We start from the raw sequence: 26,422 nt of genomic DNA, 5'->3' as shown, positions 1-26,422 counted from the left end.
GTTTAGTAGTGAGCAGGAAGTAAAAGAGAGATGCATAATGCATCTCCCTTTATGTTTAATTAGTGACTTCTTCTTTTTCTCGGATTTTCTTTTTCATCCGTTCACGATCGCGTTCGAGGACGGGTTTTAGGTATTTGCCTGTGTAGGAGCCTTGTACTTCGGCCACTTTTTCAGGGGTTCCGGTTGCGACGATTTTGCCGCCTTTGTCCCCACCTTCCGGACCAAGGTCGACAAGGTAGTCGGCTGCCTTGATGACATCGAGGTTGTGTTCGATGACAAGGACCGTGTCCCCGTTTTCAACGAGCCGTTGAAGGACGACAAGGAGACGGGCGATGTCATCGACATGAAGTCCAGTCGTCGGCTCATCAAGGATGTAGAGAGAGCGGCCTGTGGAACGGCGATGCAATTCAGACGCCAGTTTCACACGCTGGGCTTCCCCACCCGATAACGTGGTGGCCGGCTGCCCCAATGTGATGTAGCCAAGACCCACATCAAAGATGGTCTGCAGCTTACGCTTGATCTTAGGGATGTTTTCAAAGAATTTCACTGCATCTTCGACGGTCATTTCAAGGACGTCGGAGATATTTTTATCTTTGTATTTCACTTCAAGGGTTTCGCGGTTATATCGTTTACCGTGGCAAACTTCACACGGGACGTATACATCCGGCAGGAAGTGCATTTCAATCTTGATGATCCCGTCTCCGCGACACGCTTCACAGCGGCCACCCTTGACGTTAAAGCTAAAGCGGCCTTTCTTATAACCACGGACCTTTGCTTCATTTGTAGTGGCAAAAACATCTCGGATATCGTCAAACACACCTGTGTAGGTCGCCGGGTTGGACCTTGGCGTACGGCCGATCGGTGATTGATCGATATCAATGACTTTATCCAAATGCTCTATACCCTTCACTTCTTTATGCTCACCAGGCTTTGATTTCGCATTATGAAGCTTTTGAGCCAGTGACTTGTGGAGGATTTCATTGATCAGCGTACTCTTCCCTGATCCTGATACCCCGGTCACAGCTGAGAAGATCCCTAAAGGAAGCTTGACTTTGACGTTGTTCAGATTGTTTTCTTTCGCACCCACAATTTCCAGGTAACGGCCGTCTGGCTTGCGTCTTTCCTGAGGAAGGGGGATGAATTTCTTCCCTGATAAATACTGACCGGTCAAAGAGTTCGAATCATCCATCACTTCCTGTGGCGTTCCGGCTGATACGACTTCTCCACCATGAACCCCCGCTCCAGGCCCGATATCAATCAGATAATCTGCCGCCATCATCGTATCTTCATCATGCTCTACAACGATCAACGTATTACCGATTTCACGCATATTCTTTAATGTATCAATCAGTCTATCATTATCCCGCTGATGCAATCCGATGGACGGTTCATCCAGGATATAAAGAACCCCTGTCAGACGGGAACCGATCTGAGTGGCCAGGCGAATCCGCTGTGCCTCCCCGCCAGAAAGCGTCCCTGCCGCGCGGCTGAGTGTCAGGTATTCAAGACCTACATTTACAAGGAAACCAAGTCGTTCACGGATTTCCCTGAGGATCAGGTTCGCAATCTTCATATCTTTTTCGGAGAGTTGGAGTTTTTGGAAGAACTGCTCTGCTTCTTCAATCGAAAAAGCAGTCACTTCGCCGATATGAAGGGAATCCACCTTCACGGCGAGGCTCTCTTCTTTCAAACGATGGCCGTTGCAGGCAGGACAATCCTGCTGCGCCATATACTTTTCCATCTGCTCCCTGATATAATCAGAGCTCGTTTCACGGTAGCGTCTTTCCACATTCGGAATGACCCCCTCGAAACGAAGATAGTTCTCCCGGACCTGGCCGAAATCGTTCTCGTAGCGGAAATAGATTTCATCCTTACCGGATCCATAAAGGATCTTATCCATCTGATGTTTCGGGATATCCTTTACGGGGATATCCATGGGAATCTCATAATGGTCACAGACCGCTTTCAGCAGGGATGGATAATATTGAGAACTGGTCGGTTCCCACGGGGCGATCGCATGCTCATCAAGGGTGCGGTCCCAATTGGGGATGACGAGTTCTTTATCCACTTCAAGCTTGGTCCCCAGTCCGTCACAGCTTGGACAAGCCCCGAATGGACTATTGAACGAGAACATCCTAGGTTCAAGTTCCGTGATGGAAAATCCACAGTATGGACAGGCATGATGTTCACTGAATAGAAGCTCATCTTCCCCGATGACGTCGATGATCACCTGACCATCAGCCAGCCTCAATGCCGTTTCAAGGGAGTCTGAGAGGCGTGCTGCCACTCCTTCCTTCACAACGATCCTATCGATGATCACTTCGATGGAGTGCTTTTTATTTTTCTCCAAAGAGATTTCTTCACCAAGGTCCTGTACCTCGCCATTGATGCGAACACGTACGAACCCTTGCTTCTTGATGTCTTCCAATGTCTTTACGTGGGTGCCTTTCCTGCCCGAAACAACGGGTGCAAGTACTTGCAGCTTCGTTCTTTCAGGATACTCAAGGACCCTGTCCACCATCTGTTCAATCGTCTGGGAGGTGATTTCGATCCCGTGATTCGGACAGATCGGTTTCCCGACCCTCGCAAATAGCAGACGAAGATAATCATAAATCTCCGTTACGGTCCCAACTGTTGAACGGGGATTGCGGCTCGTCGTTTTTTGATCGATGGAAATCGCCGGTGATAATCCTTCGATGGCATCGACATCGGGCTTATCCATCTGACCGAGGAATTGACGGGCATAAGCAGAAAGGGATTCGACATATCGTCTCTGTCCCTCTGCATAAATGGTATCAAAGGCAAGGGAGGATTTACCCGAACCAGACAGTCCGGTCAATACGACCAGTTGATCCCTTGGGATGTTGATATCTATGTTTTTTAAATTATGAGCCCTTGCTCCTTGTACGATTATTTGATCCTGCGCCATAATTCGTTCATCCTTCCGCCTTGAGCTCAAGAATGGTATCACGAAGCTGTGCTGCACGTTCGAAGTCCAGTGCCTTGGCTGCTTCCTTCATTTCCACTTCCAGGCTAGCAATAAGTTTTTGTCGCTCCGGTTTAGACATTTTCGAAACTTTTGTCTGTTCTCCTTCATAAACCCCTGCTTCTTCAGCGGCATGAGTCGCCCTGATGACATCCCTGATTTCTTTTTGTATCGTCGTCGGGGTCACGCCGTGCTTTTCATTGTATTCCTGCTGTATCGTCCGGCGACGCTCGGTTTCATCCAGTGCCTTTTGCATCGAATCGGTGATTTTATCTGCGTACATGATGACTCTTCCGTTACTGTTACGGGCTGCACGGCCGATTGTCTGGATCAGGGAACGTTCCGAACGCAGGAAGCCTTCCTTGTCAGCATCCAATATGGTAACAAGCGATACTTCAGGTATATCCAGACCTTCTCGGAGTAGGTTGATCCCGACTAAAACATCGTATTTCCCTAAACGAAGATCCCGGATGATTTCAATACGCTCCAACGTCTTGATTTCAGAATGGAGGTATTGGACTTTGATCCCGATTTCCTTCAGATAGGCAGAGAGATCCTCTGACATTTTCTTCGTTAAAGTCGTAACGAGAACCCGTTCGTTTTTCTCGATCCGTTCATTGATCTCACCCAAAAGATCGTCTATTTGACCTTCGATCGGACGTACCTCGATGACGGGGTCAAGAAGTCCCGTCGGCCGGATGATCTGTTCGACCATTTCAGGACTATGCTCCAACTCGTATGGTCCTGGAGTTGCTGAAACATAGAGGAGCTGCTGTGTTTTCTTCTCGAACTCTTCAAAGCGAAGGGGACGATTGTCCATGGCTGAAGGCAGACGGAATCCATGGTCCACGAGCACTTTTTTACGTGCCTGGTCCCCATTGAACATCCCCCGGATCTGAGGAAGCGTCACATGGGACTCATCCACCACGATCAGGAAGTCATCCGGGAAATAGTCCAGAAGCGTATAGGGTGTCGATCCTGCCGGTCGCAATGTCAGGTGGCGGGAATAGTTCTCGATCCCAGAACAGAATCCCATCTCCCTCATCATTTCCAGGTCATACCGGGTTCGCTGTTCCAGCCTCTGAGCTTCGAGCAGCTTGTTGTCTTCCTTCATGATCGCCAGCTGTTCTTCCAGTTCTTTTTCAATATTCTTGATGGCAACCTGTAATTTCTCTTCACGGGTAACGAAGTGGGAAGCCGGGAAGATCGCGATATGGTCACGATCACCCATGATTTCACCGGTGAGGGCATCCACTTCACGGATCCGGTCAATTTCATCCCCGAAAAATTCTACGCGCATACAGTGTTCATCACGGGAAGCAGGGAAAATTTCCACAACGTCTCCGCGCACACGGAAAGTCCCGCGCTGAAAATCGATGTCATTTCGTTCATATTGGATATCCACAAGCTTACGAAGCAATTGGTTCCGTTCAATTTCCATCCCGGTCCTGAGGGATAGGACCAGCTCACGATACTCTTCCGGATTACCTAAACCGTAAATACAGGACACGCTGGCAATGATGATAACATCTTTCCGTTCAAACAGGGAGGATGTGGCAGAGTGTCTCAATTTATCGATTTCATCGTTGATGCTGGCATCCTTTTCAATGAAGGTATCCGTTTGCGGAACATATGCTTCCGGCTGATAATAATCATAGTAACTCACAAAATATTCAACGGCATTGTCGGGGAAAAACTCTTTGAACTCACTGTAGAGCTGTCCCGCCAATGTCTTATTATGGGCAATGATGAGGGTCGGCTTTTCAACCTGCTTGATCACATTGGAGACGGTGAAGGTCTTTCCTGTCCCTGTCGCCCCAAGTAACGTTTGATGCCGTTTCCCTTCATTGATTCCCTGTACCAGCTTCTCTATGGCAAGGGGCTGGTCCCCCTCTGGTTTATATTTAGATTTGAGCTCAAATTGATCTTTCACCGTGAAACCTCCTATAATAAAGGACTGCTACCTTGTATTTACCTACTTATACCCATCTTAAACACTGCACATTCATTTATACACATTCTACCACATTTCCCTCCTTATTAACCAACAATAAGCGAACAAAAGTTCGTTTTCCTTATTTGAGGGACGGACCTCCAAATCTATCAACACTGTGGATAACTTTCCATTTTGAGAAAGGAACCGCTGAGAATTTTACATTCGACAGAGCCAAGAGGTTTGACCATCTTTTTTCGACACCATTCGAACATTTCTATGCACAATCTGTGTATAACCATGTGTATAAGTCAGCATACCTTGTGGAAAATACGTAAACTTATACACAATTCGTCAAAATTCTTGTGAACAAATCACTTGTATTCGATTTCAAACTGTGAATAACCATTGGAGATGCTGTGTTATTCACATAATTCACTCTTTATCCACAATTCAATCATTTCTACCCACATATCTTTTTCATGAATTATTCATCTAGGCATATATCCAATAATTGATTGACTATTCAGTCTATTATTCTATAAGCTTTTTAATAGATTCAGCAAAAATACATATGCACAGGAGGAATGTATGAAAAAATCAAAATGGTTGAAAGTTGCAGGCAGTCTCAGTTTAACGGGGTTCTTACTGGGATCCGCCACGACACCCTTGTCCCCATCCCTTTCTTCTCAAGGAATTGCACACGCTGCCACGGTGGATTCTTCCGAATTGCAGGAAGCATTCCGACAAGCCGCCCAAGAATTTGACGTACCCGTTGAAATACTCCTTGCTGTGGGTTATAACATGTCCCTATGGGAGCATCACGACGGTAAGCCAAGCGCTTCCGGTGGATACGGGTTGATGCATCTGACGGATGTCAATGTAGATAGTTTGGCAGACCCTGACACATCGGACTCTCCGCTTCATATGTTTCTCTCTGGAAAAGAAGACGCTCCCATGCAGGGTATTGTGCCAACTGAAAAGCAATCAGATATGTCTCTTTCAGATCCTGCCCTTCACACATTAACCGCAGCGGCGGACTTGCTCTCCCTCCCATCCGGAGAGCTAAAAAGAGATAAAAAACAAAACATCCGCGGAGCTGCGGCCTTACTTGCAAAGTATGCGGATCAGACGGTGGGTAAAACGCCTACGGGCCTTGACGATTGGTACGGGGCCGTTGCCAAATACAGTGGTTCTTCTGACGAAACAGGAGCAAGGGATTTTGCCGATCGAGTGTATGAAACGATCAACAATGGAGCAGCCAAAAAGACAGAAGATGGCTCTTCCATCCATCTCGCTCCAAAACAGGTCACTCCGGATAAAGAAACCATCAAGCCATTACACTTAAAATCAGACGATGGAGAAAACAAGGCCGATTGTCCGAAAGGCCTCGCCTGCCACTTTGTCCCGGCAGCTTACAAGAAAATCAATCATGACGGGACTTATTATGAAGGATCCTATGGCAACTACGACAAAGCCAACCGACCATATGATAACCAGGAGATCAAGTACATCGTCCTCCATGATACGGAAATCAGCTATGATCTAACCAAAACCGTGTTTCAGCGTGAAACGACCCAGGCTTCCGCCCACTATGTGATCCGCTCTTCAGATGGCGATATCACTCAAATGATCGATAATAAAGATGTAGCATGGCATGCGGGCAACTGGTATTTCAATTCCAAGAGTATCGGGATCGAACATGAAGGAATCGCCATTGAAGGGGCAGACTGGTACAACGAGCAGCTGTATCATGCCTCCGCCCGATTAGTGAAGCATTTATCAAGGGAGTACAATATCCCGTTGGACCGCGATCATATCATCGCCCATGATGAAGTGCCGGGTACATCCGCAGCCAGACAGTCCACTATGCACTGGGATCCAGGCCCATTCTGGGATTGGGCACATTATATGAAGATATTGGGGGCACCCCTCGAGTCGGGGAAGAAGCAAAAAGGCGTAGTTCAGATCAATCCGAACTTCAACAAAAACATGCCGGATCTTCAGACACCGACGGGCGATCCCGTTCCGAAGCAACCGGCAAACTTCGTCTACCTGTATAGTGCGCCAAGCTTTGATGCTCCCCTCATCAAAGACGCGGCACTGCCAAATGCCCATCCTTTAGATGCGTCTAATTGGGGAAACAAAGCAGTGACAGGTCAAACGTTTTATAAGGCGGAAGACCAAGGGGACTGGACAGCGATCTGGTACGGAGCCCAAAAAGCGTGGTTCTATAATCCAAAAGGAAAAAACACCACAAAAGGTTCAGGGACCGTCGTCACCCCGAAAGAAGGGAAAACGGAAATCCCTGTTTATGGGTTGGCTTACCCCGAAGCAGAAGCATTTCCTGAAGGCATTCCGGTTAGAGGGATGGATGTACTTCAATATACACTCACCCCGGGACAAAAGTATGTCGCCACAGAAAAAGTGAAAGGAAGCTACTACAGCGCACCGGTTTATACGTACAATCCGGATACGACCCACAAGATCGTTTGGGGAGACGACGAATTTTATCTGATTCACCTGAATCACCGTCTTGCCTTTGTAAGAGCTGAAGATGTGGATGTTGTGGATGATTCCAAACATAAACGATAAAAAAACAAGGCCGTCCCCAAAGGGTGGCCTTGTTTTTTGTCGTGCCTATGCACTTCTCTTCGCTTTTTTCATCATCCGGTCACTATACCAGAATCCGGCGGTGAGCGATGCCGCGTCTATGACTATGAGCAACCAGGAATCCGTATATCCTTTTGACACCGAAGCCGCTATGAGGGCAACGGTCAGGATCAAGCCGACATAATGATTATACGTCACCCGTGTGAACAGAACGACAAGCAATCCCGGTAAAAATAAGCCTAAAATAATTTTGGACACGTTCAACTCTCCTTGTAAATAAGGGAATAACACATATTCTACCGAAGTTTCCCCTATCTGGAAAGGGGGTTCTTATTCTTCAGCCTCCCGGATCAGTTTCTGTGTCCGTTCTTTCAGTTCATGATGGGGGATGAATTTCTCGGACAGCATATCAGGAAGGATATATTCGAGGAAGTATTGAACGCAATCCATGTCCTTATATTTGACGATCGTGGTCAATGCTTCCTGATAAATTTCAATAAACAATGGTTCAGGATTTCCTTTTTGGATTTCACCGAAAGACTCGTATAAAAGGTCGATTTTATCTGCCACGGATAGAATCCTTCCTTCCAGGGTCTCATCCTTCCCCTCTTTAAAACGTTCCCGGTACACTTCCTGGAATTGTGGCGGGAACTCCGTGGTGATGAATTTATTCACCATCTGATCTTCCACCTGGCTGAAGAGCTCCCGTAATTTTCCCGAAGCGTATTTCACGGGTGTTTTGATATCTCCGGTGAACAGTTCTGCATAATCATGATTCAATGCTTTTTCATAGAGGGCTTTCCAATCCAGTTCTTTTCCGTTCTGTTCCTCCACCGTCCCAAGAAACTGGGCGATTTTCGTTACTTTAAAGGAATGGCTGGCCACATTATGCTCGTGGTATTTGAAGCGACCCGGACAGCGGATGAGTGTCTCAAGGTCTGATAAGCTTTTAAAATAATGATGAATTCCCATGGTATTCTCCTCTCACTGATTAGGGTTACTTTATGAAAATAGTATCAAGGAGAGTCGGCCGATGCAAAGATTGGTGGCTTATCCTTTTCTACTTCTCTTACTAATATGGTATTTTACGGTGGAATGATACGTGCTTGATTGCCTGTCCATATTTTTTCAGGATAGTATGGGTTGATAAAAACACCCCTTCATCACATGAAGGAGTGTTTTTGACTTTATATGAGACGCACGGAAACGACGCCGGTGATGTTTTTCATTTTTTGTTTCACTTCGGCCTGTTCATCTTCCGCCAGTTTCTGGTCAAGGTCGATCATGGTATACGCCCACGTGTTCTTACTGCGGTTGATCATATCGGCGATGTTGACGGCGTAACCTGAGAGGACCGTGGCGATTTGTCCCACCATGTTCGGGATGTTCTGATGCATGACCGTCACTCTCATCTTCCCGCTGTACGGAAGCTCAACGTCCGGCAGGTTGACGGCATGCTTGATATTCCCTGTTTCAAGATAGGTTTTCAGCTGCTTGGTGGCCATGATGGCACAGTTTTCTTCCGATTCGACGGTAGACGCACCGAGATGAGGGACCGGCACGACATTTTTCATGGCGAGGACCTTTTTATTCGGAAAATCCGTCACGTATTTCCGGACGATTCCTGATTCCAATGCAGTGGCCATGGCATCCTCTTCCACAAGCTCACCTCTTGAAAAGTTCAGGATCGTCATGCCTTTTTTCATTTTCCCAAATGCTTCTTCGCTTACAAAGCTTGCGGTTTTGTCAGTCAGAGGGATGTGCAATGTGACAAAATCACACTCAGCCCATACCTCTTCAATGTGATGGGCCCGCTTCACATCCTGGGATAAACGCCATGCAGCATCGACGGAGATAAATGGATCGTAGGCAACTACGTCCATCCCGAGGGCAAGGGCATCGTTTGCGACGAGGACACCGATCGCCCCCAAGCCAACGACCCCGAGCTTCTTGCCTTTGATTTCACTTCCGACGAATTCCTTTTTCTTCGCTTCCACGACACCCGGGACATCCTCTTCCGACTCTCTTAACGAGTTTGTCCAGCCGACGGCAGAATACAGGTTACGGGAGGAAGCGATCAAGTTGGCAAGGACCAGCTCCTTGACAGCATTCGCATTGGCCCCCGGTGTATTAAAAACAACAATCCCCTTTTCCGTACAGAGATCAATGGGGATATTATTGACTCCCGCTCCTGCACGGGCGATGGCCTTGACGGAAGCAGGGAAATCGTAATCATGAAGGTTTTTCGATCTGACGAGGATTCCATCCGGGTCCCCGTTTCCATTCAGATGATAGTTCAGGTCGTCCTCGATCAGTGATAATCCGCTTTGACTGATGGCGTTGTACGTATTGATTGAAATCATTCTCAACATCCTCCTCGATCAGATTCAAATTTTTTCATGAAATCGACCAGCGACTTCACTCCTTCAAGTGGCATGGCATTGTAAAGACTCGCCCTCATCCCGCCAACGGATCGGTGACCTTTTAAAAATTCAAACCCCTCCGCCTTGGCTCCCTTTAAAAAATCCGCGTCCAGCTCTTCATTGCCTGTCGTAAAAGGAATGTTCATCAAGGAACGATTTTTCTCAGGTACGGGATTGTGAAATAATGATGATTCATCAATACAGTTGTAAAGAAGGGCAGCTTTCCTCTCATTATGCTCCTGCATCCCTTCCACTCCCCCGTTCTCTTTCACCCATTCCAACACAAGTTTCAGGACATAGATGGAAAAGGTCGGTGGCGTATTGAAGAGAGAATCATGCTTCACATATGTTTCGTAGTTCAGCATGGTCGGACAAGTATCAGATGCCTTCCCGATCAGACTGTCGCGAATGATGGCCACGGTCACACCGGATGGGCCCAGGTTCTTCTGGGCACCGGCATAAATGAGCCCGAAAGAGGAAACATCTATTTTTTCAGACAGGATGTGGGATGACATATCGGCTATAAGGGGAACTCGCCCTGTATCAGGATAGTCATGAAATCGGGTCCCTTCGATTGTATTATTCGATGTGATATGTACGTAACTTGAATCCGGTGAGAAATCTTCTGGCGTATAGGCCGGGATCTCAAAGGGTTCTGCGAGAGACAGCGTTCGGATATCCCCGACTTTCTCCGCCTCTTTAACGGCTTTCTTCGACCAGCTTCCTGTCACGATGTAATCCGCTCCCTCTCCTTCACCGAGAAGATTAAGAGGGATCATGGAGAACTGAAGGGACGCTCCCCCCTGCATGAAGACCACTCTATAATCATCAGGAATCGAAAGCAGTTCACGGAGTAAGCCTTGTGCTTCTTCTATTATATTTTGGAAAGGGGCCGACCGATGACTCAATTCCATCACGGACATGCCCGTTTCCCGATAATTCAATAACTCATCTTGAACCTTCTTCAACACGGGCTCAGGCAACACAGCAGGACCAGCAGAAAAATTATACACACGCTTCAACAACAGCACCACCAAAAGTTCAGAATTTTTCAACAGTATAATCCCGTGCAACGCTTTCGTCAATATCAGTAACTCATGATGAAAACGCTTAATAAGATGGTTTTTAGCCTCATTCGTGGTCATGGATGAATTCTTGCTGGTTTTATAAAAAAATCGACTTCCCCGCTTCACCCAATAATGGTAAAACGGACAAGCCGATTTTATTCCTTTTAACCTGTTAAGATATCTTCTTTCGGATAGCGGATTTTTTCTTTGTCAGGTCGTGACAGGGAGAACGCAAGTGTAAGGGGTCCGAGTTTACCTGCGAACATCACAACGATGATGATCCACTTTCCAATCGCAGAAAGGGAACCCGTAATCCCCATGGACAAGCCCACCGTACCGAAGGCAGACACTACTTCAAACACAATGGACAGGAACGAAACATCATGCTCCGTCATTTCCAGGAAGAAAAGCGCGGTGAACACCAGCAGCACGCTGATCATGGAAAGAGCCAATGCTTTGAAAATATGTGTTTGATCAATTGTACGCCTGAAAATCCGGATTTCTTTTTTTTCTTTTAAAAAGGCAATCATACTCAGTGAAATGACCACAAAGGTTGTGAGCTTGATCCCACCGCCTGTGGAGGCACTGCCAGCTCCAATAAACATTAATAAAATCGTAAAGAGCAGCGTGGAACGCTCCATGCTTCCGTAATCAAGGGAGTTGAATCCCGCTGTACGGGGGGTGACCGCTTGAAAGTAGGAAGCGAATATCTTATCGGAAAGCGGCAGCTGAGCCAGGGTGTTCGGGTTATTGAATTCCAGCACGAATATCATCATGAAGGCGATGACATTGATCAGGAAGGTTCCAATGACCATGATTTTTGTGTGTAGGGATAATTGACGGATCGTTTTGGATTTCCACAGATCAACCAGAACCGTGAACCCGATCCCCCCCAGTATAAATAGAAATGAAATGGTCAAATTAATGATCGGACTTCCCACATATCCCATCAAACTGTCGGAAAACAAGGAAAAACCGGCATTGTTAAACGCAGATATAGAATGAAAGATGCTGACATACAAGCCCCGTTTCCATCCAAACTCCGGTACCCATTCCGTCGCTAATAATAGAACGGCAAAACCCTCAACGATAAAGGAAAAAATAAATAAATATTTCACAAGCTTTATGACGCCGCCTACGGAAGTCTGATTCAGTGCCTGTTGAAGGAGTAACCGTTCTTTGAATCCGATTTTCTTACCAAGCATCATGAAGATCAAGACCGCGAAGGACATGATTCCGAGCCCTCCGATCTGGATCAGGCTCATGACGACCACTTCCCCGAACAGAGTGAAAGCCCCTCCCGTATCAACCACGGCAAGCCCCGTCACCGTCATGGCGGACGTGGTCGTAAACAATGCGTCGAGCCATGAGATCTGTTCAGTGGTGGCAAAAGGAAGCTTTAAGAGCCCCATTCCCAGTATGATGAAAAATAGAAAGGTCACAACAAGAAGTTGCGGCGGACTTAACCGGATGACCTTTTGCTTCATCTTTATACACCTTCTTTTTCAAATCGATTGATATCCCGGTTGTGTCCTATAACGATCAGAAGATCCTCTATTTCAACCACCTCGTCGGCAGAAGGAGAGACAATGACTTCTTCCCCCCGATGGATGGCGATGATATTACAGCCGAATTTCGCACGGACATCGAGCTCATTCAACGTTTTATTGGCTACCTTCTTGGAAGCATAGACCTCTACGATGCTGTGCTCTTTCGACAGCTCGATGTAATCGATGATCTTTTCAGACGTGATATGGTGGGCGATCCTTCTTGCCATGTCACGCTCCGGATGAATGACCTTATCCGCACCGATCCGGTCGAGCACCTTCTGATGGTAGGAATTCGATGCTTTCACCCACACTTCCTTGACCCCCAATTCCTTGAGAAGGAGCGTAGTGAGGATACTTGCTTCGATATTATCTCCGAAGGATACGATCACGTGATCGAAGTTCCTTAAACCAAGTGATTTCAAAACCGACTCATCCATGGCATTGGCCTGCACCGCGTGGGTGGCGATGTCGATGTAGTGCTGTACCACATCATGATGAATATCGATAGCGAGCACTTCCACATCCAGATCAGCCAGTTCCTGAACCAAATTCCCTCCAAATCTCCCTAATCCAATAACGGCAAACTGCTTTTTCATGATGAAATCCTCCAAAACCTTTTTTATAGCTTAACCAATTACTGCCTGACTTTACTACCATGTTAAACAACGCAAAAAGACCACCAGGAACTAAGCCTGTGGTCATTCATTACAGATCACAAGTATCATCCTCTCCCAATACGCTTACGGAGTTAGCTGACGGATTCGGGTCATGGAAGTAGCCCTACCTTTCAATAGAAAGGATTCACCCCTGAAACTAGTGGGTCCCCCGCTTCAATAATTGAATTAAGCGATAAAGAATATTCATTTGATGATAGATATATTACTCCTCTCCACAGGGGTTGTAAATAGGTTTTTTGCAAAAAATCCTGACCGGAAAAACAGGTAAAATTATCTTCATTCATCCAACATTTACTGTTCGTTAAATAGGTTTGTTCTTTCGTTATCGAGGGAATAGCATACATAAGTCATACGAAATTTGAATCAGAAAGGAAGAAACGTTTATGGCAGGGATTTCATCCATTACTTCATCTACGGAAAGCAATGAAAGTTCATCCGCTTCATCTAATGACATAAAGCCCTGGATCAAGGGATTTGCACGAATTGGTTATATCTCCAGAGGGATCGTCTATATGCTCATCGGGGCATTATCCATCATGGCCGCACTCGGGATAGGAGGAAGCACATCAGACTCAAGCGGTGCCTTTACAGCTGTCGCCAGCAAGCCGTTCGGGGAAGTCCTTCTCTGGATACTTGGGGTGGGCTTGATCGGAATCGTCCTTTGGCGGCTCATTCAAGTGATCAAAGATCCTGAGCATGTAAAAAATGGCGGTAAGTCCATGTTCAGAAGACTGGCCAATCTAATCAGCGGGATCGCCTATGGTTCCTTAACTTATAACGCAATTGCCATCGCCATGCACGCCAAAAGCTCCGGATCCGGATCCGGTTCCAAACAGACCCTTTCAGCTAAATTATTGGCACAGCCTTTCGGTCAATGGATCGTCGGGATTGTCGGACTCATCATCATTGGATTCGCACTATATGAAATTCATAAAGCTTATACGGAAAAATACACCGACAAATTCAAACGCCATGAAATGACGGAAAAAGAATGGGAACTTGGACGAAAAACGGGAAAACTTGGATTGTACTCACGTGGAATCGTCTTCCTGCTGATCGGATACTTCTTTATCCAGACGGCCATCACGGCGGACCCGGATAAGACGAAGGGACTTGACGGCGCGTTATCTAAACTCGCTCAGCAGCCTTTCGGACAATGGCTTCTCGGAATCGTTGCAGTAGGATTATTTTTATATGGTGTCTTCCAGATTTTAAAAGGGAAGAACCGTCATATGACGATTTATTAAGATTTATAAGGAGCTGCCTGTTTGGCAGCTCCTTTTTGTTCGTTCTTTCCTCATTTATCAGAAGCCACCTCTCTTCTGATGCTTCCCACTGCAGGCACAAATTTTGACAGTTCAAATGATCTGTTGTATCTTATGAGACTGAATCCTCATTAAACCAATCAGATATATATGCATTTTATATTTAAGACTTTTGGGGAAATCTACTATTACTATAAGGAGGCGTCAACCAATGAAATCTCTTTGGAGAGGTTATCTCAATACATCCCTTATCATGAAAATAACCGTGGCTCTCGTACTTGGAATTGTCGTCGGTGTGATATTCGGTAAGGATGCATCTGTCCTTTCACCACTTGGCGATATTTTAATTCGCCTGCTTAAGTTTCTCATCATTCCCCTCATTTTATTTACCTTGATGGTCGGTGTGAACCAGGCCAGTGTTAACAAACTTGGAAGAATGGGAGGAAAAACGTTTTTATACTACTTATTCTCATCAGCTTTGGCCATCATCGTCGGAATTGCCGTTGCCAGCATCTTTAATCCCGGCACAGGGATGACCCTTGATACAACAGAAAAATTCAAGGTACCGGAAAATCCAGGGGTCACCAGTGTCCTTCTGAATATCATTCCTGATAATATCGTCACGGCATTCACAGATATGAATCTCCTCGGCATCATCTTTACAGCGATCGTATTTGGTATTGCCATTTCATATTTAAGGTCTTCAGCGGAATACCACGAACTCGGTGAACATGTGTACAAAGTCGTAAATGGCTTGAACGAAGCCACCCTCTCGATTATGAAGGTGGTCCTTCAATACGTTCCCATCGGAATCTTTGCGATCATGGCAAATACGGTCGGGAATCAGGGACTCGACACATTAGTATCATTAGGGAATATGATTCTCGTTCTTTATATTGCTTTGTTCGTCCAATTAGCTATCTATATGATTGCTCTGGTTGGATTCAAAATCAGTCCCGGCAAGTTCTTTGCTCAAGCACGTACACCAATGGTTACAGCCTTTGTAACCCAAAGCAGCTCCGGCACTCTGCCATTAACATTGAATGCAGCAAAAAACCTCGGATTGCCAAAAAGTTTATACGGCTTCAGCCTGCCCCTCGGCGCCACCATCAATATGGATGGAGCTGCGATTCGGATTGCCGTATCTGCAGTGTTTGCTGCCAATGTCGTCGGTGATCCATTGAGTCTGACCGATATGATGGTCATTGTCCTCGTAGGAACATTGGCTTCCATCGGAACAGCAGGCGTCCCTGGAGCTGGAATCATCATGATTGCCACCGTTTTTGCTCAGCTTGGCCTGCCGATGGAGACCGTTGCACTCCTGACGGCGATTGATGCCCTTGTCGGCATGGGATGTACGGCCCTGAATGTGACGGGGGATTTGGTTGGTACGTCGATTATTGATAGAACGGAGAAGGATGTGGAGGACACATCCTTGGTCTAATAAGAAAAAACAAGCCACAAGTCTATCTTGGGCTTGTTTTTTCTTTTTACTTTTTAAATTTCACGAGCATTTTTATTACTCTTAATCGACCGACTTTTAGGGTTGGGTAAGTTTAAACACCCAAAAAGCATGCTCCGTATAGTAAAGCTCCTCCAATTACGTAAGCGGGACTCACTTTCATTTTCTGAAGCAGGACATAGCTGCAGACTGCAATCAACCCGGTTTGCACAATTCCGATCCCCTCATATGCATTCATAAAAAATCCAATCGTCATGATCCCTAACAAAACGGCGATGGTTGGCCGAACCAAACTTGTCATCCGCTTTACCTTTGGTGAATCCTTGTATTTCATTAATAATCCAAGAAGCATGATCATCAATATCAAGGACGGGGCAACAGTCGCAAACACCCCTATACCTGCGCCAAGAATCCCCCCCTGTTGATAACCTATATAACCTGCCATTTTAGTGGCTATAGGTCCAGGCAGCGCATTTCCAAGCGCAAGGACTTCACTGAATTCGTTAACAGTCAGCCATTCATAGCGATCGACTACCTCATTTTCCACAAGTGGAATGGAGGCTGGTCCCCCTCCATACCCCAGTATCCCGGGAATAAAAAAAGCTAAGAAAATATGGATATATATCATGATGCTTTCACCTGCTTTTCTTTACTCGGATTTCGGGCAAGTAGGGCAAACCCCAGTAATGCTCCAATCACGATAGCCGGGTGAACTCCTAAAACAGAAAGTAATAGTATACTTCCCGCCAACAGAACAATGGTCACTTTCCACCCCATATTTTTTTGAGATTTTTTCACAAAGTCCCACGTCAATACTCCAAGCATAACACCTACTACTGGAACTACTGCGCTTGCCATTCCCTGCACCCAGTTCTTGTCTTTATAGGTGTTCAGAACCGTAAGGAGTAAAACCATCAGTATAATGGTGGGAATGATCGTCGCTAACACGGCATTCATCATTCCCAGGAATCCACCGACCCGAAATCCGATATACCCCGCCATCTTGGTTGCGATTGGTCCCGGCAGGGCATTCCCCAACGCCAGGACATCAGAGAATTCATCATCATTCATCCATTTGTACTTCTCCACCACTTCTTTGTGTACTAGAGGAATGGAGGAAGGTCCCCCTCCGAATCCCAACATTCCCACTCGAAAAAAAGCAAGGAATATATGCAATTGCTTCATGATGCCACCCCCTCTTCCACTCAATCAATAAATATTCATCACCAAGCTGAAACCGAACCATCTGTTCTCGACTCGGTACCACCCATTAGAACCCCTGAAACGGGATTTCGCCAAATGATTTGACCCCTTCCGAAAGCCCCTGAATCTGTCGCCACTTGAATATGATGCCCCCTCCGCGCTAATGCCTGAGCAATGTGATTCGGAAAATCCGGTTCAACGATTACTTCCTTATCCTTTACCCATTGCCACCTCGGTGCATCCAGTGCAGCTTGCGGATTTAAGTGGAAATCGATCGTATTCATCACTACTTGGAAATGTCCTTGAGGCTGCATATATCCACCCATTACACCGAATGGACCGATTGCCTCTTCCCCTTTCGTCAGAAATCCTGGAATGATCGTATGATATGTTTTCTTTCCGGCTTTGAGTGCATTGGGATGTTCTTCATCCAGCGAGAAGTCATGCCCCCTGTTCTGCATGGAAATACCGGTACCCGGAATCACAATACCTGAACCGAACCCCATATAATTACTTTGAATGAAGGAAACCATATTCCCCTCCTCATCAGCAGTGGCCAGGTAGACTGTTCCTCCTTTTTGGGGCTGATATTCTTTTGGTGTGATCGCTTCTTCCTCAATCATTTCACGCCTCGAGCTTGCATAGTCTTCAGATAACAAGTGTTCCACAGAAACCGGCATTTCCTTTTCTTCTGTGATAAAGGCTTTTCCATCGGTAAAGGCAAGTTTCATGGATTCGATTTGTTTGTGATATGTATCAACGGCGTCTTTTTCTGATAAATGGAAACCCTGCACGATATTTAGTCCCATCAAAGTCACAAGCCCTTGACCGTTAGGGGGAATCTCCCACACATCGTAGCCTTTGTAGTTGGTTGATATCGGAGTCACCCATTCGGCTTTATAGGCGGAAAGATCTTCCTTGGAAAGGTAACCGCCACACCTCTCGACATAGGAAGAAATCTTTTCTGCGAGCTCTCCCTTATAGAAACTTTCTCCATTCGACTCTGCAATCAACCTGAGAGTCCGGGCATGACCTGGTGATGACCATACCTCTCCAATGTGAGGAGCCCTCTCATTAGGGGCAAATGTATCGAACCAGGGCTGGAATTTTTGATCACCTTTAAACAGTTCCCTGAATTTTTCATAAGTCAATCCCCAATATTTCCCTAGTACAGGACTGATTGGATACCCTTCTTCAGCATATCGAATCGCTGGGGCCAGCACCTCATTTAATGGAAGCTTACCAAATTTGTTTGAGAGCTCCGCCCATGCTGAAGGGGCACCTGGAACGGTTATAGGGACAGCTCCGTGCACAGGCATCCCTTCATGCCCTTTCCTTTTAACATTTTCAATGGAAATACTTTTTGGTGAAGGTCCGCTTGCATTTAAACCATGCAGTTTTCCCTTTACCCAAACCAGTGCAAAGGCATCGCCGCCAATTCCATTGGATGTAGGTTCAACGACTGTCAGCGCAGCCGCAGTCGCAATCGCAGCATCTATCGCATTTCCGCCGTTTTGTAAGATTTCCAATCCTGCCTGAGATGCTAGCGGCTGAGAAGTTGCCACCATTCCTTTCTTCGCAAAAACGGTATTTCGTATAGAAGAATACGGTTGATATAAATGATCCATTTTCATAGAACTTCCCTTCCTTTTTCGACATGATGACATGCTACATAATGTTGATCTCCCATATCACGCCAAACGGGCTTCTCTTGCTTACATATCTCCGAAGCAATCGGACAACGTGTATGGAATGCGCATCCAGAAGGAGGATTTGCAGGATTCGGTATTTCCCCTTCCAACCTTATCCTCTTCCTGTTCCTCTCGATTGAGGGTCGGGGGATGGATGATAAGAGTGCTTTCGTATAAGGATGCAATGGGTTTTCATAAAGCTGTTTGGCAGTCGCCAGTTCAGCAGTGTTCCCTAAGTACATGACCATTACCCGATCACAGAAATAACGTACCACCCCGAGATCATGAGAAATGAATAAATAGGTCAGCCCGTATTTGGACTGAAGAGTCTTTAATAGCTTCAGAACTTGCGCCTGTACGGATACATCCAGGGCAGAAACGGCTTCATCACAAATAACAACAGAAGGATTCAATGCTATGGCACGGGCAATTCCTATCCTTTGACGCTGTCCCCCACTGAATTCATGGGGATAACGATCATAATGCTCTTCTTTCAACCCTACCTCTTTAAGCAACTCGGTTACCTTTTCTTTACGACTCTTGCTGGACAATTTCGTATGCATGATAAACACTTCTTCAAGAGCATCCCCTATACGCTGCCTTGGATTGAGGGAAGCATATGGGTCCTGAAAAATCATTTGCATTTGCCTCTTGAAGGGCAGCCGATTACGTTCAGATAAATGCTGAAGCTCCTGTTCGCGAAAGATCACCTTCCCTTCCGTCACAGGCTCCAATCCCAGGACAGTGCGGCCTAATGTAGATTTTCCACAGCCTGATTCCCCGACTACACCTAAACTCTCACCCTCAAACATTTCTAAACTGACATCTTCTACTGCTTTGACATGGCCTTGAACTCGTTTGAGTAATCCACCTTTGATGGGATAATATTTTTTTACACTTTCTAATTTAAGTATGGACGATTTTTTGACGGTTGTCGGCACCTTCGTCTACCTCCTGTAGCCAGCATTTCACTCTATGGTCTCCGGGCAATTCAACATCTTTCGGAATTTGGACGGCACACTTTTCCATCGCATAAGGACATCTTGGATGAAAGCGACATCCATTGATTTCTTCATTTATATTAGGTAGTGAACCAGGGATCGCCTCAAGTTCAAAGTCGGGTTCATCCAAATTGGGTACAGAATTCAATAATCCTTTTGTATAGGGGTGCTGCGGATTTTCAAAGATGGACTCTACTGATCCCTCCTCTACTTTTTCCCCCGCATACATGACCATCACCCGATCTGCAACCTCTGCCACTACCCCCATATCATGGGTAATCATCATGACGCCCATGCCAAGCTTATCTTTCAAGTCCTGTATCAAATCCAGGATCTGAGCTTGAATGGTAACGTCCAGCGCAGTGGTGGGTTCATCCGCAATAAGTAACTGAGGGTGGCAAGCGAGTGATATGGCAATCATGACTCTCTGCCTCATACCCCCGCTTAGCTCATGGGGATATTGTTTCATTCTTTTTTCAGGATAAGGGATTCCTACTTGTTTCAACAATTCAATGCCCTGTATATGAGCCTTTGATTTATTTAGCTTATGATGTAAAATGAGCGGCTCCCTCAATTGGTAACCGATGGTCAAAACAGGATTCAACGCCGTCATCGGTTCCTGAAAAATCATTGATATATCTTTTCCCCGCACTTTTCTTAATTCCTCTTGAGACAACCTGTTTAATTGTCGATCCTTAAATTCAATGCTCCCGTCCTTGATGAAACCATTGCTTGGCAGAAGACCCATGACGGAAAGGGAGGTAATGCTCTTTCCACATCCAGACTCCCCTACGACACATAGGGTCTCCCCTTTTTTAATCGAAAACGATACCCCCCGAACAGCAGACACTTCACCTTCTGCTGTCCGAAATGCTGTGACTAGGTTCTTTACAGATAATAGATCTTTTTTCATCTTTACCCCTACTCTCTGTAAACGTTGTATAACGACCATTGGCCAGTCGGATCCAATGTAAGACCTTTTACAGATTGATCCGTTGCTGCCGTTACCACTCCATGGTTCATGACGATGACCGGTGCATCCTTGACAATTAATTTATTTGCTTCGTCGAGTTTCTCAGCACGTACATCTTGATCAACATTTTCTCTCGATTCATTTACGAGTTTATCGAATTCAGGGTTACTGTAACGGACCCGATTGGAGGAACCTACGTTATCTGAATGAAAGTTTGGATACAATAGCTCACTTCCATCTGACGTTGTATTAGACCAGCCAAGGAACGTCATATCATATTTACCATCACGGGCGGTATCTAAGAACGTGCCCCATTCCATCGTCTCAATGGATACGTTTAAACCAGCCTCCTGGAGCTGAGATTGAGCAATCTCTGCCATCAGCATATAACTATCTCGATTTGCTACTAATATCGTAAGCTCTTTATCTGCAAAGTTATTCTTCTTTACAAGCTCCTTCGCTTTTTCCAAATCATGTTGATACCCTGCTTCGTTTGCTGACTCATCATATCCGAAGACCTTTGGACCGATTACACTGTTCCCTTCAATGCCAAGTCCATTCAACTTTTTCACGTATGCTTCACGATCGAGTGCATAGGCAACCGCTTGGCGAAACTCGGGATTGTTCATCGGCTCTTTTTCCATATTGAATCCCATATAGTAAACAGGTGTCCCTTCCTGCTTCGAGACCTCTACATTCTTTAAAGACTCAACACGTTGCAATTGCTCTGTAGGAATGGCATCGATAAATTGAACCTTCCCTGTTTGGAGCATAGAAATTGCCGTCGTCACTTCAGGTACCACTTTGAAAACGACTTTCTTAAGCTTTGGTGCATCCTGCCAATAATCCTCATTTTTCTCGATGACAACCTGATCTCCCGGTGTCCAACTTACGAATTTAAAGGGGCCGGTTCCGACAGGTTCCTTCATTAAGTCTTGAGATTTATCTGCAGACGGACTGACGATCGATGAATTTGTATGTGACAATGCTGCCAATAATGGGCCATATGGGTATTTGGTTTTAATTTCAACCGTATAGTCATCCACAACATTCACTGACTCAATAGGCTCCAATAGTGACGCACGGGGTGCAGCTGTTTCAGGATCCATAAATTTATCGAATGTATACTTAACTGCTTCTGCATTAAAGTCTGTTCCATCATGGAATTTAATATTTTCTTTTAGTTTAATCACCCATGTTTTATCGTCTGGTGTATCATATGATTCAGCCAGCAGCGGCTCCATTTCCATTGTCTCTGGATTCCTTGTAAAGAGAGTTTCATAGACTTGTTCAATGACGTTGGAGGAAACTGAGTCGTTTGTTAATATTGGCGAAAGCCCCACAACATCAGAGGTTGTTGCATAGGTCAACTCTTGAGAGACTTCTCCGCTATTTTTGTCACCACTTCCACTTGAACTGCTTGAACATGCCGTCGTAAAAACAACTAATAATCCTACCAATGCAATAAGCCACTTCTTCATTTTATTTCCCCCTCTATTTTTATTGATTTAAATTCATGTTTGGATCAAGTGCATCTCTTAAACCGTCTCCGACCACATTAAATGCGAATACGATCAGCATGATGGCAATTCCCGGTACAATCGTCATATGTGGTGACGTCCACATGAAATTCTGTCCTTGGGCAATCATTGCTCCCCATTCGGGTGTCGGCGGCTGTGCCCCTAATCCCAGATAGCTGAGGGCAGCCGTTGATAAGATGGCCGTTGCCATTCTCATGGTCGCGAAAACAATGATGGGAGCCATACAGTTAGGCAGAATATGCTTCACCATGATGCGGAGATCGCTCGCCCCGAGTGATTTCATCGCTAGAATATACTCTTGTTTCTTCACCGATAATACTGATCCCCTTACGATACGGGCACATGTCGGTATCGACCAAATACTGATCGCAATCGCCACATTCACCAGACTCGTTCCAAGAACGGCGATGATCAGCATAGCTAGGAGGATACCAGGAAAAGCAAAGAGTAGATCCACAATCCTCATGATGAACCCATCCAGCCTACGGTAATAACCCGAGAGAAGACCAAGGGTTACCCCTCCAAGCAGACCAAGACTTACAGCGGTGATCCCTACGACAAGGGAGATTCTCGCTCCATACACGATCCTGCTCCACATATCACGGCCGTAGTTATCCGTTCCCAACCAGTGTCCTTCTGAGAATAACGGCAACTCACTTGCCGCCAGATCCTGTTTAAGCGGTCCGTGGATCGTAATAAGTGGTGCTGCCAGAGCCAGGAATATTTGTAGAGTGATAATGATCAATCCCATTACAGCCAATTTATTTCTAAGCAAACGCTTTCCGGTTGTGACCAGGTATTTTTCCTTTTTCTTCAATGGAACAGAATTTTTCACAGAGTTAGTTGTCACTACTTCAGCAGCCATTTCCCTCTCATTCCTCCCTTCTATTAATCGTAGCTAATTCGTGGATCGATAAAGACATAAATAATATCAACTAATAAATTCACAAGCACAAAGAGCGTGGCCACTAATAGAACGGAACCTTGAACCATCGGGAAATCCCTTGCGGCTATCGCATCAATCATTAATCTTCCCACACCATTGATGGCGAAGACCTGCTCTGTAATAATCGTTCCGCCAAGGAGAAAACCAAAATTCAATCCAATGACAGTAATGACAGGAATAAGCGAATTCTTCAGGGCATGGATCCAAATGATTGTTTTCTCTTTCAATCCTTTTGCCCTGGCTGTACGGATGTAGTCTGCCCGAATGACTTCAAGCATGGATGAACGGCTCATCCTGGCAATCATTGCGGCGGAGCCCGTGCCCAATGTTATGGCAGGAAGAATCAACTGCTTCATACCTTCAATCGTCCAAAAAGGATAATCAAGCCCTCCTACGGGTAAGACTTGCAAATTCACTGCAAATACGAGTATAAGGATGGTACCGAGCCAGAAATTCGGTATGGAAATACCCGCTAAAGCTACGACCGTACTCGAAACATCCAACCAGGAATTTTGTTTTAATGCTGAAATAATACCGGCGATGAGTCCAATCACTACTGCGACAATCATACTCGCAATGGCTAGATTCAACGTATTAGGAAACCTGACCGCAATCGCTTCGGATACAGACTGTTTCGTTTGATAAGAATAACCAAAGTCACCTTGAAGGACCCCTTTCAGGTAATCCCAGTATTGAACCAAAAAAGGGTCATTCAAACCAAGATTATCTCGGATGGCGGCAATATCAGAGTCTGTAGCAGTGGGACCTCCAATAATGGATGCCGGATCTCCAGGGGCAATATGCATACTTCCAAATACGAGGAAAGAAATACCGATGAGGAGAAGTAATAGTTCAAAAAATCTTCGTGTGATAAGTGCTACCAAAATATCCAACCTCCCTTTCCTAATTGTTTTCAATACACTTTTAAACACTTACGTTTGTTAGGTTAAAATAAAAATAAACCTAACAAACGTAGTTGCTTTTATGTTATTGACGATTATATCGGATGCCGAAAGGAAAATCTACACATTTTTCTAAAAAATTTATTTATTTTGAATATTTTCTTTTAAGTATAAAATCATAAAAAAAAAGAGCTTACCAAATCGATGGTTAAGCCCTTTTTCCTATAATTTAAGTCCACTCCTGCTTTTGAATCTTCTTAGTAGAATGTGACTTTCTACTCTGGAAATGCCCTCCAGAGAATACAGTTCATTATTCACAAATTTCTCTAACGCAGTAAAATCTTCGACAAGTACGTGCATATGTAAAGTGCTTGGACCCGTCATTTGATAGCAACTTGCTACACTTGGATTATCAGCCAAGGTTTGCGCCACCTCCACTAAAAAAGCGGGTTCACAATCCACTTCAAAAAAAGCTGAAACCTGCTTTCCCACTTTTTCAGAATTGATTACTACACTAAAACGCTCAATTACTCCATTCTCCATTAACTGATGCACTCTCTCCCTGACTGATACACGCGAAAGATTCAACTCTTTCCCAATATCAGCGTAAGAAAGTCGCCCATTTTCCGTTAACAACTGTAATATTTTCCGATCAACGTCATCAATTTTCATCCCAGCACCTCATTCATTTAACAGATCATCTTTTTACAAAGTAAATTCATTATACCGATAAACAAGTTTAGAGAAAAGGGAGTATCAGAATTTTCCAAAGATATCAAAGGACTTTATTCATAGGTCATTGGTTCTGATGCCCAGAAAAATAAATAGAAGGACCTCCAGCTAAAAGAGGTCCTTCTGACTATAATATATTTATTTATATATCGGAGTTGTCACGAAACCTGATGATGCTCCCACCCTGAAGCTTCATCGGCAAAAATGATCCCCAGTTCATGATGATCCCCTTCATACAGGGCTCCCTGGGTAAAACGGTTTTCACCATTCGTCCCCAGCACCTCCAGCTTACAATAGGCTCCGTTTTTTTGCAGCGCTTCATAAAACGCCCGTTCCGTATTCACTTCGACACCGTTCACCTTCAGGACGATTTCCCCCACTTGAAGGGTCAGTTTCCTCGCAGGTGACCCTGGAAGGATACCGAGGATCATGACGCCATTTGGCTGGCGCTTGAAGAAATAAGGTTTTGAATCATCCGCACTGCGGGTACGGTACGCGATCCAGGCCCGGCCAAGGATGGCTACAGCTGCTGCACCGACCGAAAACAGCGGGGCCCAGAATCCTGTTACAGCCAAGGTCAATACGAATGCACCAAGCCAGAATACGCGGGATCCCGTATGCTTGATCGCGACTTCAGGCAGCGTGCTTTTCACCAGCTGCTGAAACCCGAGGAGAAACGGTATACACAGTAATGAATACGTTTCAGTGCCCAGGGTAAACACCGGCCACCATTCAAATGGAAGAGTCAATGACCCCGTGGGTACCAGTACAAACATAGGGACGAGCCATAATTTCTTTCCGAGATGGGCCCCCACCTTCAAGCCACGTGCACTTTTAAGCAGGCGGGGTGATGTGTGCTTCCAGCCATTCAATACAATCAGGATGCCTTCGATCATCGTCAATATACCGAGAAGGACGACGATGGAACTGAGCAGACCCAGATTCAGGCTTTCCACATATGTATCCACGTAAGGGATGTCCCACTGAAAATAATCCACCGCGACTAAGATGAAGTAGGAAAATCCTACTGTCATGGTCGCCGACATGAGTTGAAAACGACCCGTCAACGCAAACAGGATCGACACGGCTCCGATGACGATGAGACCGGCGAAAGGAATGACCACTCCCGCTCCGACTGTCACAATAGAAAACAGCAGTCCTAGGACGATTCCGTATGAAAATAACACTCGCATATCATGGTATCCGTCCAGCAATCTCGTATTGAAATCTCTCCGTTCCCTCTTCACACGATAATAGCCCGCCATGATTGCGAAAAACACGGACAGATATAGTACAGGATGCAGAAATAGTTTCCCGAATCCCTTTAAAATCTCCAGTAACCAAAGCTCAATCAATATCCGTCACCACCTTTTGCAAGAAAATTTGCATTATCTACTATTTTATCAAAAGAAGCTGTTAAAACCTATTGCAATTTTATTCAATCGTTTTACGATTCG

The 26,422-nt window shown here is 45.5% G+C and carries 21 protein-coding genes and 1 riboswitch; of the genes, 3 read left to right on the top strand and 18 right to left on the bottom strand.

Going from position 1 to position 26,422, the window contains the following annotated elements:
* Positions 1-55 precede the first annotated feature (55 nt).
* Positions 56-2,929 carry an excinuclease ABC subunit UvrA gene (gene uvrA / locus BVI01S_RS11015; protein WP_061810169.1) on the bottom strand — a complete coding sequence of 958 codons (2,874 nt, stop codon included), beginning with the start codon at positions 2,927-2,929 and terminating at the stop codon, positions 56-58.
* Positions 2,930-2,936: 7 nt separating this feature from the next.
* Complete coding sequence (gene uvrB, locus BVI01S_RS11010; protein ID WP_034764316.1) at positions 2,937-4,919, bottom strand: excinuclease ABC subunit UvrB; 1,983 nt, start codon at positions 4,917-4,919, stop codon at positions 2,937-2,939.
* A gap of 591 nt (positions 4,920-5,510) precedes the next feature.
* Here uvrB and BVI01S_RS11005 point away from each other — a divergent pair.
* Complete coding sequence (locus tag BVI01S_RS11005) at positions 5,511-7,514, top strand: N-acetylmuramoyl-L-alanine amidase (RefSeq protein WP_061810168.1); 2,004 nt, start codon at positions 5,511-5,513, stop codon at positions 7,512-7,514.
* 45 nt (positions 7,515-7,559) lie between these two features.
* Here the strand turns inward: BVI01S_RS11005 and BVI01S_RS11000 are convergent, their stop codons facing one another.
* The 6 genes from BVI01S_RS11000 to BVI01S_RS10975 all read right to left on the bottom strand — a co-directional run bounded on the left by BVI01S_RS11000 (position 7,560) and on the right by BVI01S_RS10975 (position 13,168).
* The gene (locus BVI01S_RS11000) at positions 7,560-7,790 is read right to left on the bottom strand and encodes a CsbA family protein (protein ID WP_034764322.1); all 231 of its coding nucleotides are present in this window, start codon (positions 7,788-7,790) and stop codon (positions 7,560-7,562) included.
* A gap of 72 nt (positions 7,791-7,862) precedes the next feature.
* Positions 7,863-8,504 (bottom strand): HD domain-containing protein, encoded by a 642-nt coding sequence (locus tag BVI01S_RS10995; RefSeq protein WP_061810167.1) that lies wholly within the window; start codon positions 8,502-8,504, stop codon positions 7,863-7,865.
* A 215-nt stretch (positions 8,505-8,719) separates the two neighbouring features.
* Positions 8,720-9,895, bottom strand: a complete 1,176-nt coding sequence (locus BVI01S_RS10990; RefSeq protein WP_034764340.1) for a phosphoglycerate dehydrogenase — start codon at positions 9,893-9,895, stop codon at positions 8,720-8,722.
* A gap of 2 nt (positions 9,896-9,897) precedes the next feature.
* Complete coding sequence (gene serC / locus BVI01S_RS10985; RefSeq protein ID WP_034764669.1) at positions 9,898-10,977, bottom strand: 3-phosphoserine/phosphohydroxythreonine transaminase; 1,080 nt, start codon at positions 10,975-10,977, stop codon at positions 9,898-9,900.
* 209 nt (positions 10,978-11,186) lie between these two features.
* Positions 11,187-12,509, bottom strand: a complete 1,323-nt coding sequence (locus BVI01S_RS10980; protein ID WP_034764343.1) for a TrkH family potassium uptake protein — start codon at positions 12,507-12,509, stop codon at positions 11,187-11,189.
* A gap of 2 nt (positions 12,510-12,511) precedes the next feature.
* Positions 12,512-13,168 (bottom strand): potassium channel family protein, encoded by a 657-nt coding sequence (locus BVI01S_RS10975; RefSeq protein ID WP_034764346.1) that lies wholly within the window; start codon positions 13,166-13,168, stop codon positions 12,512-12,514.
* 125 nt (positions 13,169-13,293) lie between these two features.
* A riboswitch (cyclic di-AMP (ydaO/yuaA leader) is annotated at positions 13,294-13,431 on the bottom strand.
* 201 nt (positions 13,432-13,632) lie between these two features.
* Here BVI01S_RS10975 and BVI01S_RS10970 point away from each other — a divergent pair.
* Entirely contained in the window at positions 13,633-14,496 is an 864-nt protein-coding gene (locus tag BVI01S_RS10970; RefSeq protein WP_061810166.1) for a DUF1206 domain-containing protein, read from the top strand.
* Positions 14,497-14,725: 229 nt separating this feature from the next.
* On the top strand, positions 14,726-15,958 hold the full coding sequence (locus BVI01S_RS10965) for a dicarboxylate/amino acid:cation symporter (protein WP_061810165.1): 1,233 nt from the start codon (positions 14,726-14,728) through the stop codon (positions 15,956-15,958).
* A 112-nt stretch (positions 15,959-16,070) separates the two neighbouring features.
* Here the strand turns inward: BVI01S_RS10965 and BVI01S_RS10960 are convergent, their stop codons facing one another.
* The 10 genes from BVI01S_RS10960 to BVI01S_RS10915 form a co-directional block, all read right to left on the bottom strand.
* The gene (locus BVI01S_RS10960; protein WP_061810164.1) at positions 16,071-16,604 is read right to left on the bottom strand and encodes a chromate transporter; all 534 of its coding nucleotides are present in this window, start codon (positions 16,602-16,604) and stop codon (positions 16,071-16,073) included.
* Entirely contained in the window at positions 16,601-17,161 is a 561-nt protein-coding gene (locus tag BVI01S_RS10955) for a chromate transporter (protein WP_061810163.1), read from the bottom strand. Before BVI01S_RS10955 ends, BVI01S_RS10960 begins: the two co-directional genes overlap by 4 nt.
* 38 nt (positions 17,162-17,199) lie before the next feature.
* Positions 17,200-18,813, bottom strand: coding sequence for a gamma-glutamyltransferase family protein (locus BVI01S_RS10950; RefSeq protein ID WP_061810162.1), 1,614 nt, complete (start codon positions 18,811-18,813; stop codon positions 17,200-17,202).
* Positions 18,810-19,811: an ABC transporter ATP-binding protein gene (locus BVI01S_RS10945; RefSeq protein ID WP_061810161.1), complete on the bottom strand. Its 1,002-nt coding sequence runs from the start codon at positions 19,809-19,811 to the stop codon at positions 18,810-18,812. The genes BVI01S_RS10950 and BVI01S_RS10945 overlap by 4 nt, the downstream gene beginning before the upstream one ends.
* Positions 19,777-20,784, bottom strand: a complete 1,008-nt coding sequence (locus BVI01S_RS10940) for an ABC transporter ATP-binding protein (protein WP_061810160.1) — start codon at positions 20,782-20,784, stop codon at positions 19,777-19,779. Before BVI01S_RS10940 ends, BVI01S_RS10945 begins: the two co-directional genes overlap by 35 nt.
* A gap of 8 nt (positions 20,785-20,792) precedes the next feature.
* Positions 20,793-22,325 (bottom strand): glutathione ABC transporter substrate-binding protein, encoded by a 1,533-nt coding sequence (locus tag BVI01S_RS10935; protein WP_061810159.1) that lies wholly within the window; start codon positions 22,323-22,325, stop codon positions 20,793-20,795.
* A gap of 19 nt (positions 22,326-22,344) precedes the next feature.
* On the bottom strand, positions 22,345-23,250 hold the full coding sequence (locus BVI01S_RS10930) for an ABC transporter permease (RefSeq protein ID WP_061810158.1): 906 nt from the start codon (positions 23,248-23,250) through the stop codon (positions 22,345-22,347).
* A gap of 23 nt (positions 23,251-23,273) precedes the next feature.
* Complete coding sequence (gene nikB, locus BVI01S_RS10925; RefSeq protein ID WP_061810157.1) at positions 23,274-24,215, bottom strand: nickel ABC transporter permease; 942 nt, start codon at positions 24,213-24,215, stop codon at positions 23,274-23,276.
* A gap of 240 nt (positions 24,216-24,455) precedes the next feature.
* A complete protein-coding gene (locus BVI01S_RS10920) occupies positions 24,456-24,905 on the bottom strand; it encodes an Lrp/AsnC family transcriptional regulator (RefSeq protein WP_061810156.1) in 450 nt (149 codons plus the stop codon).
* Positions 24,906-25,123: 218 nt separating this feature from the next.
* Positions 25,124-26,320: a PDZ domain-containing protein gene (locus tag BVI01S_RS10915; RefSeq protein WP_061810155.1), complete on the bottom strand. Its 1,197-nt coding sequence runs from the start codon at positions 26,318-26,320 to the stop codon at positions 25,124-25,126.
* Positions 26,321-26,422 lie beyond the last annotated feature (102 nt).

The organism is Rossellomorea vietnamensis NBRC 101237 (genome assembly GCF_001591825.1).
GTDB lineage: Bacteria > Bacillota > Bacilli > Bacillales > Bacillaceae_B > Rossellomorea > Rossellomorea vietnamensis.
This window is presented reverse-complemented; position numbering and strand designations above follow the sequence as displayed.

Excerpts from the sequence above, each read along its gene's own strand:
- BVI01S_RS10965 (WP_061810165.1), top strand. The coding sequence starts at position 14,726 with ATGAAATCTCTTTGGAGAGGTTATCTCAATACATCCCTTATCATGAAA.
- BVI01S_RS10955 (WP_061810163.1), bottom strand. The coding sequence starts at position 17,161 with ATGAAGCAATTGCATATATTCCTTGCTTTTTTTCGAGTGGGAATGTTG.
- BVI01S_RS10960 (WP_061810164.1), bottom strand. The coding sequence starts at position 16,604 with ATGATATATATCCATATTTTCTTAGCTTTTTTTATTCCCGGGATACTG.
- BVI01S_RS10970 (WP_061810166.1), top strand. The coding sequence starts at position 13,633 with ATGGCAGGGATTTCATCCATTACTTCATCTACGGAAAGCAATGAAAGT.
- BVI01S_RS11005 (WP_061810168.1), top strand. The coding sequence starts at position 5,511 with ATGAAAAAATCAAAATGGTTGAAAGTTGCAGGCAGTCTCAGTTTAACG.
- uvrA (WP_061810169.1), bottom strand. The coding sequence starts at position 2,929 with ATGGCGCAGGATCAAATAATCGTACAAGGAGCAAGGGCTCATAATTTA.
- BVI01S_RS10935 (WP_061810159.1), bottom strand. The coding sequence starts at position 22,325 with ATGAAGAAGTGGCTTATTGCATTGGTAGGATTATTAGTTGTTTTTACG.
- BVI01S_RS10940 (WP_061810160.1), bottom strand. The coding sequence starts at position 20,784 with ATGAAAAAAGATCTATTATCTGTAAAGAACCTAGTCACAGCATTTCGG.
- BVI01S_RS10975 (WP_034764346.1), bottom strand. The coding sequence starts at position 13,168 with ATGAAAAAGCAGTTTGCCGTTATTGGATTAGGGAGATTTGGAGGGAAT.
- BVI01S_RS10950 (WP_061810162.1), bottom strand. The coding sequence starts at position 18,813 with ATGAAAATGGATCATTTATATCAACCGTATTCTTCTATACGAAATACC.
- BVI01S_RS10920 (WP_061810156.1), bottom strand. The coding sequence starts at position 24,905 with ATGAAAATTGATGACGTTGATCGGAAAATATTACAGTTGTTAACGGAA.
- BVI01S_RS10995 (WP_061810167.1), bottom strand. The coding sequence starts at position 8,504 with ATGGGAATTCATCATTATTTTAAAAGCTTATCAGACCTTGAGACACTC.
- BVI01S_RS10930 (WP_061810158.1), bottom strand. The coding sequence starts at position 23,250 with ATGGCTGCTGAAGTAGTGACAACTAACTCTGTGAAAAATTCTGTTCCA.
- BVI01S_RS10980 (WP_034764343.1), bottom strand. The coding sequence starts at position 12,509 with ATGAAGCAAAAGGTCATCCGGTTAAGTCCGCCGCAACTTCTTGTTGTG.
- BVI01S_RS10990 (WP_034764340.1), bottom strand. The coding sequence starts at position 9,895 with ATGATTTCAATCAATACGTACAACGCCATCAGTCAAAGCGGATTATCA.